This window comes from Flavobacterium sp. ACAM 123, from assembly GCF_000264055.1.
Lineage (GTDB): Bacteria > Bacteroidota > Bacteroidia > Flavobacteriales > Flavobacteriaceae > Flavobacterium.
Genome location: NZ_AJXL01000037.1, coordinates 23,320 through 34,697 on the forward strand (window position 1 = coordinate 23,320; position 11,378 = coordinate 34,697).

Here is an 11,378-nt window from a genome sequence, read left to right on the forward strand (position 1 = left end):
AATTAAACTTATAAGTACTTAAGAAGTGTATAAAGGCAATTGAATTTTAAATATTGAAATAGTACTAATCAGATAATGTTTATCGATTAACCAGCTCATATTAAGTATTTGGCGGCTATGATTTATGACAAATACGGTAGGCTACTCAATCAAATGATATAAAAAAAGTTTTTACGTTTTTATTGTAAATAATTTTAAATCAGTAATATAAACTAATTTGTGGCTATAAATTCGTGAAATCTGTATCGAAATTCAGGAATTTCGAGAACAACAGTTTGCACAAGAATTGGTGCTGTACTAGTTTTGGAATCTGAAATTAAAAAAAGTATTAAGTAAGACGTTATTTTATTACTGTTTTGATTTTCAAATAATGTAGTAGCTACAGCGATAAAATTTATTAAATTAAACTATTTTAAAAATGAAAAATAAAATATTCAAACAATTTACATATCTGATTTGTTTCTCAATCTTGGGTACTAGTTGTACTAAGGAAGAGTACACAGCGCCTGAGATGCTAAATGCAACAAACATGGAAATCCCTTTTGAAACTGTAAAAATGGATGAAAATGGACAATTAAAAATGAAATTTGCTGAATCATTGGCTAGTGCATTGCTTGCCAATAAAGACCTACGAAGGATAGTTAAAGAAGAAGCTTTAAAGCAATTTGACAAGGATTATGAATGTATCATTTAGTTAAAAATAAAAGCCTAATACCAACTGCTTATAACGGAAAAAGTATTGGGAAAATTGACAAAAGTATTTTTAGTAAATCTTCACAAGCCACTACTTTTAGACAAGCACTACTTCCTTTTTTTAATAATGAAGCAGAACTAATTGAAATTGAACAAAAATTACCTCTATTAACTATTTTTGTTCCAGATTTGCCACTAGGCTATTTTTCGGCAGAAACTTGGGATATTAATGATGAAAGTCAGGTTCTAGACATCGCGCTTCGTTTAAATACAACTAATGATATTCCTGTAATTGGGAAAGATGGAAATAAATACGTTATTGAAGCAGATTTAACACCAGGATTTCCTATTATTGTAATCAAAGAAAACGAAAGAGTTAGAGTGAGACAAAACAGTGGAACGTTAGCTAAAAGTGCAAAACTATCAAATATTAGCCTCTACGATTATGAATATATTGATAACAATTTTGATCCTGATGCGTCAAGTCCAAACCTTCCAATTGTTAACAACGATGGTATAGACCAATATTTGAAGGATGCTTATAATGTATGGGAGGGTTATGGTTCAGGAGGTTGGCAAAGAGATAATATCTATTACGGGTTGACGCCTACTATTTCTAGCGGTAAAGTTACTGGTAAATATAGGGAATACATTACATCCTTCGCTATGAAAGGGGATCCAAATGTAGCGTATTTAACAGTTTCAGGACATATGAATGACCCCTCAAAAGTAACAGATTACAGACTGAATAGTTCCTCAGGATGGACGGATGGTAAATTTGAATTTAGAGTCTATTGCTCTCTTGGAGCGCCTGGCACTGCAAATAGCTCTAGTGTCGTAGCTGGAACTGGTACAACAAAAGGGATGTCATTTCAACCGTCCGATTTATTTGAATTAAAATATGAAGCATATAGTAGATTTAACTGGCCGTTTAAAAAAACATATATCAGAACTACTGTTGTGGCATTAAAAACCATCAACTTTTTAGATCCTAAATACAATTTGTATCCAGAGCTTGAAACATGGGATTTAGAACGTTTTTCAAATGAGTGGAAATTTTCCTTTGAAGAAGTAGATGTTCCATTTGAAATCACGAAAAGCGAGACAATAAATCAGAAAAGTAATATGAATTTTGGTATTGATGCAAATACTGGGGAAAAAGTTAAATTAGGTATCAAGTTTGGAACATCAAACGAGAAAACTCAAGCAACTTCATACTCCTTTAAATATACAGAAAAAAGCGATTTTCTGGGTGATATTTTTGTGCCTTTTTACGACAATGTAGTCAATAAAAATCCTAGCACACAACAAATCTATACTAGATCATATTCAACTGGGTATGTACAATTTCAAGTAAGACCAATTCAAGTGCAATGGTAGAATATAATAATACAAACTCACGAAGCAATAGCTTCGTGAGTTTATCTTTAAGAATATTAGTTTCTATTTTTAGTTTGTTATTTTTTTCCTGCGATAAGGATGACATAGAGAAAGAGGAAATAACAAGTTCTTTCGAAATTAAAATCGATAATGACCAATTTAAATTTACCAATGGCTCAGTAGGTGCTATTGAAAATTGCGAAAGGATTTCTGTGGGTGTACAGTCGGACAAATCTGCTAAAGAAAATTTTACAATAGTGATTAACCTTTTGAAAAATGGCGGAATTGGAAATGTACAATTATTCGACTATCGTTTTAACAACAATCCTTACGAAACACCTGATTTTAAAACAGATGGATTGTTAACTATTTCTAACTTTGAATATGATGAAGCCAAAAAGTATCTGCATTTTGAGTATGAAGGTGAGCTGTTAAAAGTAGAAACTGATTTTAATTCCTTAGATAAAAATCAACCGAGAAAAAAAATTAAAGGAGTTGTAACTATAAACAATATCAAATCTGTAAAATGTAATACATTTATATCACAATTAAATTTTAAAACAAACACCTTAAAATTTGTAACCAATAGACACTTAGCTTCATACGATTCGGGGTTGAAATTAAATCCCTACCAGTTTTTTTTCTACTCTGATAATGGATATAGAACTATTTTTAGGTCGAATAAAGATTTATGGAGCCTAGATAAAGGAACCTATGCTTTTGATCAAAACACGTTGGAAAATAGAATCGATTTTGAGCAATACACAGGCATTTTTAGAGCCACTCAATTGTTATGGATACGCCCTCAAGATTGGAAAAAATTTCAAACTTCGGGTAGTTATACCATTACTGAACACGTGATAATAAACTTTACAAAAGTAACCAAAGGCCAAATGAACTTGCAAGTTTATGATAATGGACTGCTTATTTACAACATTTCTAACGGAACATTTGAAGTAACTGGTTTTTAACTAAAATAAGTTTAAATATTAAAAAGATGGGTTTCACTTTACAGTCAAGCTCTTTTTTAACTCCTTTTTCGTTCCTGAGTTATATAATACCGATACAAATGATCGTAAATAACCAATTCATAATGTCTTTGCCTAGAGGTAAACTGCCTATTGACCATCATGTGAATATGGCTAATTAAAAAATTAGAAAGGGGAATTTGTAATTTATCTTTAATTAATGAAATTGTTTTATGAGTTCGATTTTGTTTCTCTTGTATAAGTTTGAAAATTTCAGGATGATCGTTTTTGGCAGTTCCTGACAAAAGTCCTTCTATTTCCTGCGATAGTTCTCTATACTGCGTATCTATTTCTTTTTTCAAAACTTTACCAGCATCAAACTCCTTTTTGAAAGACGACTGTAATTCATCCATTAAAAGTAACTTATCCCTATTGGTCAACGAAAAGGAGTTTAAAAAACTATCAATAGCACTAAAGACTAAAAAAGAGTTGCTATTTCTATTTTTTTCGAAAGACGATTTGAAAGATAAATAATGTAAAATCATCTCGCTATCGTACCAAAATAGCGTTTCTGAATCAATCATAGTATTTTCACCATAGCGCTCAATTTCTCTTTGATAGTTGTCAGTCCGTACTTTCCAAACTAAATTTTCTTCTAGTAATTCATCTAATACAAGATGCATTTTTGCAATCACTATTGATATATTCTCTGGTGTTTTACAATTAAAACGGATTCTTATATGTTCATTGGGATCATTGTATCTAATAAAAAACCATTTGTCGATTATTTTTTCTTCATTTAGATCTAAAATTAGAGGATATAGTTTTTCCATTAAAATTAGATCTGCGGTTTTAACCCCTGTATAAATTTTATAATACAACCATTCACTTCCTATGCAAAAATCTCTTTTCATACTTTTAAGATTGTTCTTTATAGAAAGATAGTATCAACTCATTTGTAAAATTTTCACCCAAAATGTTTTTTACAACTGATTCTCCAGAAAACAAAAATTCTTCTAAAATAATTCTATCGTAATTTTTAACTGATTTCAAAAAAAGGGCAATACAAACTACTTTCTCTAAATCAAGCAAAAGAGTGTTATCAGAGTCTACCCAATTAACAAACTGGTTTATTTGCCGTTGCTTTCGCCAAATAGAAAAGGATTCAAAGAGTTCATTACCATTAAGCTTGAAAAAGGATTCAATCTCATTTTTAGATACAATCCATTTTGCTTTTGAGAGTAACACTTCTTTATAGTAGACTCTTGGAAAATAATCATAATGAGACTCTAGAATTCCCCAACTAAAACTAAAAATAGGTTTTACATCTTGGGTTTGTAAATCACATAAAAAATGATAAATAGGCAGTGATTTATAGGAGTAATTATGCGCATTAGACAAACAAGGAATAACTTCCTTATTGTGTTTCTGAGAGCGCAAAATGATTCTATTATTTGTAACGGAAACCGTCAGATCAATTATACCAATAGTAAAATCTTGATCTACTCCTGGATTAGAAAGGTAGGCAATTTCATATGCTCTCAGGACAGGTCTTCTTAATATGTTTCCCGTTCTTGATTCTGGAAAATGAACAATTTCAGCCAGAATCTTGTCCGAATACTGTTTTTTCTCCTTTTCTACAATTTCATTTGTTAAATTGTATATCTCAGTATTTCCATTGCAAAAGCGCCCCAATAATTTAGCGGCACTCACATTTCCCGAGGACTCGATAACTATTTCTTCGTTTTCTAAAAGACCTATCATTACAGAAAAGGTAGCCGGAGTATTCTCCCAGCTAGAATCAAAGTCAGGAAAATCATTTTCAGAAAGCGTTATTACTTTTTCATTTTTTAAAACCGATGCTTTTATCTTTTTTTCCAATATATAATCGTAAGCAGTCCAGGACTGCGTGGCAGCTTCGGAACCTTTCCTTTTAAAAGAAAATTTTTCTAAAATATCATGTGTATCATTCATTTCAGAATTTTGAAGATACCCAATACCGGTTTCTGTATCTAATACCGTTGCTAATGGCATTTCACGAGATTCATACCTATGAGTGAATGCTTTTATAAAATTTAGCTGCTGTACGGATTTTTTTTCTTTTTGAATACCGTTTAAAAAACAGATAGCTTGCAATACTTTTTTAGACACACGATCACTTAGGGTATTGACTATAGTCCCCGTATTTAAATCTGTTTGGAGAAGGTATTTGTCATCATAATCTACTCCGAGTTTTTTAATTTCTGATTTTATAGTTTCGTAGGTTTTTTCTCTAGGTATAATGGTTGTGTCTAATTCATATAGAAGGGTTTTTATCCGTTGTAAAATTTCGGTTTCTTGTTTTAAAGCTGGTATTTTACTCAAGAGAGAGAAAACCCTTTCCCATTCATCGCTACCGGTTAGGCTTCCGTCAAGTTCACTGACCAAAAATTGAAAATCGATAAGCTGATTGACAAATTCCAGAGCTTCTTCTTTTTCTGAATCATCGTCTGCGAGAATGTCAACCATCTGCTCGATGTTGAACCCTGAATTTACTTGAATCAGTAACGCTTCTAATAAAGACGATTTTCGGAGAGCTGAAATGCTATGTTCTCTTTTTGTTTTTACATATTTGTATTCAATATAGCGGTAAAAATCGCCAAGAGCGTAGATCGAGTTATTGGGGTAATACCTAAGATGTGGCTTTACGTTTTCTCGAGAAGCAAATTCTTGTAACATGGCTACCCAGAATTGCATGTCAAATTGAGTATGTCTAGTAAATTTTTTGGTGGACACCAATAAAATGTTAGTTTCACTATCTAAATTTCCCACAGTACATCCCGCGAATAATCCAAAAGGAGTGCATCGAGCTGACATTCTTGCAATATATTTCAGCAGGCTAAAGACTAAGGCATTTCTTTTTTTATCGGACAAACTGTGAGGGTTTGCCTTCCAATTATCTAAAGCGGCTAACAGTTCCGGTGAGGCAATACGGATTGCTTCCCTAATAAAAGGATTTGTAAATAATTGTAATACGTTTTCCGATGAATAATTGTCCAATAAATTCAAGTACAAAGAGACTGGAAATAAAGGTGTTCTTAAAACATACTGTGAAAACGGCCGAACTTTATATTGCATTAGTGCCGTTTCTTTTTACTCATTTTTTCTGCCATTTGCATGGCATTGTACACGTTTAAAACTTTCCCAGATTTTGATAGTTCCGAAAACGGAACTTTTTTGTCTTTTGTTCCCGGAACAATTACTTCAATATCATAAGCGGTTCCTGAATCTAGAATGATTTGTTTTAGCTCTTGAACAGTCAATTTAGGGTAGTACGACCAGATTAAAGCCGCTGTTCCTGACACCATAGGTGCTGCTAGTGAGGTTCCTGAGTCATACCCGTATCTATTATCTCCAACCGAGGTGTAAATTTTATCACCTGGAGCAAATAAATCCACATTCTTTTTGCCGTAATTAGAAAAGGAGGCTACTAAGGAGCTATCACTAATAGCAGTGCTAGCTCCTACGTTTATAAAATTATCTACAACTTCTATGGCATCATCCTGAAAATCTATATCAGTTGGATAAGTAGGGTTTACATCTACATTAAAGCGATCATTTCCAGCACCATGAACAAGTAAAATATTATTATCAGCTGCATATTTCATAGCTGAGTAAACTAAATCGTTGTTCAAGGCAAATTCTTTGCTAAATGACATATTAATAATCTTAGCTCGATTATCGACCGCGTATCGTATTGCCATAGCAATATCTTGATCATGCTCATCACCATTAGCCGCTATTGCCAATGGCATTATCTTTATTTTTGAAGGTGCAATCATTGTAATTACTCCAGAAACTTTAGTTGAGTGATTATATGTAGTTGTTTTTCCTTTGGTATTTGTAGAAAGTCTATTATTACCATATCCTTTCTCAAATTTACCAGAGCTATCCGTTATTAAAAGTCGATCATCGAATTTAAGGTTTAAAGTTTTATTTAAAATGGAGTCTACCTCTTGCTTACTATCCTCCACATCTTTTAGTGACTTTTCTCCAAAATCGAGTCTCGCTTTCATAAAAGCTATTATTGCACCTAGATCAAAATCAAGATCTTCTCGCCTTTGTCTAAAGGTCTTGTCATTGATTTTGTGTTTTTTATACATACTATCTAGTTGTTGATAGGTGTAATCCTCCTTCGGGAAATAATGTTTTAAACTATCTGTGGCTATTGGATATGTTTTTACACTGTATTCTAAAGATTTTAGCCAGTTTTCGTAATAAACTCGCTCCTCTCTAAATTTTTTTAGTGCTCGATTGTATTCTTTTTGATTGCATAACTCTTGATTAATAAATTGATTGGTTTTCAAATCTCCACAAGCCCTTAAAATCCTTACAAATTCAAAATTGGAATAAACCAGGTATCCATTATCTTTTGTGCCAATAAAATTCCAACCGTTAACATCGTCTACATAACCATTGCTATCATCGTCTAGACCATTATTAGGAATTTCCGCTTTATTTATCCATAAGTGATTCTTTAGTAAATCATGATTGATCTCTACAGGTGAGTCAATAATCGCAACAATGATTTCTTTGGATCGCAATTTTTGGATGTTCTGCATTTTCCATTTGCTAATAGACATCCTTGTACTACCATCTTTGTCAATGCCCTTTTGAAACCAATTCAAAGAATCTAAATTTTTATAAATAGTAAATTCGTTGTGTTTACTTAAATTTAAGTCCGTGGTAGTTTTGCTCGAACTACAACCTATAAAAACAGCAAGTAATAAAAATGAAGGAATCAATGATTTCATAAGAATTTAAAAACTAATAGGTTACAGTTACCGTTTTGTTTGACTGCGTAATAGTTACACCATCGCCTACTTCTGCAATAATAGCACTATTACCACCATTGATCAACTGTAAATTGTCCAGTTGGGCTACTTTCATTTTTTCTAAATTAAACTTTGATTTGTTTTCTTTTAATTTTTTTTCGACTTTCATGATAGAGAAGTTTTTGTTACTAATAATTCAAATATATAAGTTTACAATGGTTTTTAGTGTGAAAATTAAAAGTTGTTGTCGGAATTCACGGAATTCCGATAGTCTAAAAAAACACAATAATTTGAAGAACAATGTGTTACAACTAATTTTGTTTTTCAAGTGCTTTAATGAAAAAACTAGGCTTAATTTTATGTTTTTTAGAAAAAGCTGCAGAAAAAGTTTCTGCAGAATTGAAACCAAATTCATTGGCTAATGATGAAAGAGTGTAATTACGCAATATAGAATGCACCTGTAATTGAACTACAGCTTCATTTATTCTCAGATCATTGATATAATGTACAAAAGTTTTTCTTTTTTGATCATTAATGACTTTAGACAAGTATTTGCTGTTCGTGTTCAACGCTAGTGCGACTTTTTGAATTGTAATATTCTGTTCCAAAAAGCCTTTATTAAGTTCAAACTGGGCTAACTTTTCTGTTAATAGTTGCACAACCTCTTGTGAAATGAATTGTTGCTCAGATTTTTTGTTTTTTTGTGTACTTATGCTTTCTTGAAATCCAGTATTTTCTGCTTCTATAGATGTATTAGGTCCAATAATCGCTTCAAATCGTTTACGATATTGTTTTTTTAAATAAAATTGAAAACCTATCAAACCACTGAGACTAACAATTAAAATCAAGGACAAGATCAAATAAGTCGATTGTTTTTTTTGTCAATGATTGTATCATGGATTCTTTTTTTGCAAATAAATGAGGAGTGTCATAGTCTTTGAATAAAACTTTACTTAATTGTTTATAGTCAGTTTGCAAAATGCTATTAATTTTTGTAAACCTAGATAAGAATTTTAACTGCTGTGCTTTGTCTCCAGTTTGTTTATAGTGTTCAATTAAATAGGAGTAACCAGCAATAAATTCAGGTATGATTCTCTTATTTAAAACATACATTGAATCTACTTTTATATAATTTTGAACCGCTTTTTTTTCATTTCCCATGCCAGCATAAGACTTACCTAAATAAAAATACGCTGCCAATATATTTCCGTAGTTTTTATCTAAAATTATTTGAGGTAGTGCCTTATTTACACTATCTAGAGCTGCCTTATAGTTTTTCTTTAATACTTGATTAGCTCCTTCATTTAAAATGAAATAGGAAATATAGTAGTTGTCATTGGTAGCTTTAGACTCTTGATAACCCTTTTTATTATAATAACTCGTAGAATCTAAATTTTTTAATGATTTGTGAGCATCAGCTAATGCAAATAAAACATTATGATACTCGGTGGCATACTTGGGAGATCTAACATCTTTCTTTTTAAAGTAATTGAAACATTCTCTATAAAGTACAAGAGCTTCTTCTACTTGACCCAATTCTTCAGAACGAAGCATGCCGATAGAATGTTTGACATTGTAATAAAAGTCTAAATTATTCCTTTTTGCATACTTTTCAGCCATAAAAAAATTAGCTAATGCTTCATCAAATCGAAATTGTTTTTTTAATTCATATGCTTTTTTGGAATACGATAATGCAGGGAATTTTATATCGTCTGTGTTTTTAGCGTACTTAATTGAAATGTCTAAATACTGCATGCATTTTGCTCCTTCAAATAAATTTGATAGTAAAAAATAACCCCTGGAAAGGTTTATGTTACTTTTTTGTATTTGTGCTCTTTTAATGTATGCATTAGCATAATGTAATTGCTTTGTATCGTTGCCTTGACTATTAATAAATGCTTGTTTTAAATCCTCATAGGAATCGCTTCTGTTAATTTTTTGAATTGATTGCGACCATAAAAAAATGGGAAAAATAAAAAAAAGCACTATTTTCAAGAAATGTAGGTTAATCATTATAGTTTTTTTTCTTGTAAAAATACAGCAAAACAAAAGAAATTAGAGGACAAAAATTAAATTTTTTTATATGTATGTAACATCTTGATATATAAGGTTTTGATTTTGTGCATATTGGAATTCACGGAATCCCATGTTGCAATTCCGTGAATTCCGACAACAACCATTTGCACAACACTAATTACTATTCTAGTTTTGACATCAGAAAAGTAATCGAGTTTTTGAGTAAGACGTTATTTTTAAATGAAGATTACCTTCCTAAATCATTTGGCCAATTACAAGGGAATAATTCAGCTGTACTGTAACCCTTTTAAAAAAACAGAGCATGAGGTTTTAGGTAAAGCTAATTTGCAACCTTAAAAACCAAAGCAATGTGGCATTTACTGATGCCGCTAAAAAGAATCTATTAGAAAGAAAATTCTCGAGAAACTTTTTCTGTTAGCAATTATTAATTAACAATTTTAAAAACTAGAAATTATGAATTTGGAAAATTTGAATTTAGTAGAGCTGAATGCTCTAGAAGGACAAGAAGTTGATGGTGGAATAGTTCCATTGGTGATTTTAGCTTATGTTGGATATGGCTTTTTAGCTGGTTTTGCAGCAGGAGTTACAATTGGAACAGCAGTATATTTAACTAAATGATTATGAGTAATATTGATCAAAATATTTTATTAAAGGCCTTCCTATTATCATTAATGGTTGGTTTTTTTGCAGGAATTATAATTGGTGTTAAAATTTATTTAAAATAAAAAAAATATGGAAAATGTATTTAAATTGGACTATCACTTAGTTGAAATGTCGAATGTAGAACTAGAAGAAGTTGAAGGTGGAGTTCATCCAGCTGTAATTGTTGCATGTGTCGTTGGTGGTGGTGTTTTAGGTTTGGTTGTTGGTGTCGGGGTCTGCTATTTAGCATATAAATCGCTAATGTAAAATTTTAATTTGATTTGAACTCCTCGAGAAATCGAGGAGTTCATTATAATGTAGTTAAAGAATTAACTTAAAATAAATTATCTGTGATACTGTAAATATGATTAATTATCACCACTAGTAATATAAATAATAAAATGAGAAATTAAGTTTTTAAAATTACCGAGCTCTCAGAAGTGTCCCGACTTCGTAACAACAAATATTTTTAGAGAATAATCAGGTCCCCAAAACAAAGCAATTTTATGAACTTCAGTTCAGACCCCATAAACACACTCGAAAATCTTAGTGCCAAGAACAAAACCAAGAGTATTTCTATTTACTTGGTGTTGATTCTGGCTATACTCCTCTTTCTGGCGCTGTTGCCTGTCATCAAAATAGACATCAGCAGTCAGAGTCGCGGTATGATACGATCAACTACAGATAATGTACCCCTTACTAGTTTAGTCAATGGTAAGGTTACTTTTGTCCAGCTTAAAAATAATCAGGTAGTACAACAAGGTGATACACTCGTACGACTTACACAAGAAAATCTTGATACAGAGAAAGCTACTAATCAGGATCTAGCAATAGATTTACAGGG

12 protein-coding genes are annotated in these 11,378 nt (G+C 31.5%); 6 read left to right on the forward strand and 6 right to left on the reverse strand.

Annotated features, from left to right (window positions below):
• Positions 1 to 418: 418 nt before the first annotated feature.
• Genes A3SG_RS0108725 through A3SG_RS0108735 form a run of 3 tightly spaced genes read left to right on the forward strand, consistent with a single transcriptional unit; the run spans position 419 to position 3,044 of the window.
• Complete coding sequence (locus A3SG_RS0108725; protein WP_029596694.1) at positions 419 to 694, forward strand: hypothetical protein; 276 nt, start codon at positions 419 to 421, stop codon at positions 692 to 694.
• A complete protein-coding gene (locus A3SG_RS0108730) occupies positions 682 to 2,073 on the forward strand; it encodes a hypothetical protein (RefSeq protein ID WP_029596695.1) in 1,392 nt (463 codons plus the stop codon). Before A3SG_RS0108725 ends, A3SG_RS0108730 begins: the two co-directional genes overlap by 13 nt.
• Positions 2,067 to 3,044, forward strand: coding sequence for a hypothetical protein (locus A3SG_RS0108735; RefSeq protein WP_016989652.1), 978 nt, complete (start codon positions 2,067 to 2,069; stop codon positions 3,042 to 3,044). The genes A3SG_RS0108730 and A3SG_RS0108735 overlap by 7 nt, the downstream gene beginning before the upstream one ends.
• Positions 3,045 to 3,100: 56 nt before the next feature.
• Here the strand turns inward: A3SG_RS0108735 and A3SG_RS0108740 are convergent, their stop codons facing one another.
• The 6 genes from A3SG_RS0108740 to A3SG_RS0108765 form a co-directional block, all read right to left on the reverse strand.
• On the reverse strand, positions 3,101 to 3,955 hold the full coding sequence (locus tag A3SG_RS0108740; RefSeq protein ID WP_029596696.1) for a thiopeptide-type bacteriocin biosynthesis protein: 855 nt from the start codon (positions 3,953 to 3,955) through the stop codon (positions 3,101 to 3,103).
• Between the two features lie 4 nt (positions 3,956 to 3,959).
• Positions 3,960 to 6,158, reverse strand: a complete 2,199-nt coding sequence (locus tag A3SG_RS0108745) for a lantibiotic dehydratase family protein (protein WP_083832416.1) — start codon at positions 6,156 to 6,158, stop codon at positions 3,960 to 3,962.
• On the reverse strand, positions 6,158 to 7,834 hold the full coding sequence (locus A3SG_RS0108750; RefSeq protein ID WP_016989653.1) for a S8 family serine peptidase: 1,677 nt from the start codon (positions 7,832 to 7,834) through the stop codon (positions 6,158 to 6,160). Before A3SG_RS0108750 ends, A3SG_RS0108745 begins: the two co-directional genes overlap by 1 nt.
• A gap of 13 nt (positions 7,835 to 7,847) precedes the next feature.
• The gene (locus tag A3SG_RS21575; RefSeq protein WP_016989654.1) at positions 7,848 to 8,024 is read right to left on the reverse strand and encodes a hypothetical protein; all 177 of its coding nucleotides are present in this window, start codon (positions 8,022 to 8,024) and stop codon (positions 7,848 to 7,850) included.
• A 142-nt stretch (positions 8,025 to 8,166) separates the two neighbouring features.
• On the reverse strand, positions 8,167 to 8,703 hold the full coding sequence (locus A3SG_RS0108760; RefSeq protein WP_016989655.1) for a helix-turn-helix domain-containing protein: 537 nt from the start codon (positions 8,701 to 8,703) through the stop codon (positions 8,167 to 8,169).
• A complete protein-coding gene (locus A3SG_RS0108765; protein ID WP_016989656.1) occupies positions 8,687 to 9,868 on the reverse strand; it encodes a hypothetical protein in 1,182 nt (393 codons plus the stop codon). The genes A3SG_RS0108760 and A3SG_RS0108765 overlap by 17 nt, the downstream gene beginning before the upstream one ends.
• A 477-nt stretch (positions 9,869 to 10,345) precedes the next feature.
• Between A3SG_RS0108765 and A3SG_RS21185 the strand changes: the two genes are divergently transcribed.
• The 3 genes from A3SG_RS21185 to A3SG_RS22295 all read left to right on the forward strand — a co-directional run.
• Positions 10,346 to 10,510: a hypothetical protein gene (locus A3SG_RS21185; protein WP_016989658.1), complete on the forward strand. Its 165-nt coding sequence runs from the start codon at positions 10,346 to 10,348 to the stop codon at positions 10,508 to 10,510.
• 132 nt (positions 10,511 to 10,642) lie between these two features.
• Positions 10,643 to 10,801, forward strand: a complete 159-nt coding sequence (locus tag A3SG_RS21190; RefSeq protein WP_198008509.1) for a class IIb bacteriocin, lactobin A/cerein 7B family — start codon at positions 10,643 to 10,645, stop codon at positions 10,799 to 10,801.
• A gap of 239 nt (positions 10,802 to 11,040) precedes the next feature.
• Positions 11,041 to 11,378: biotin/lipoyl-binding protein (locus A3SG_RS22295; protein WP_035663644.1), on the forward strand; the 338-nt coding region annotated here is incomplete at its 3' end.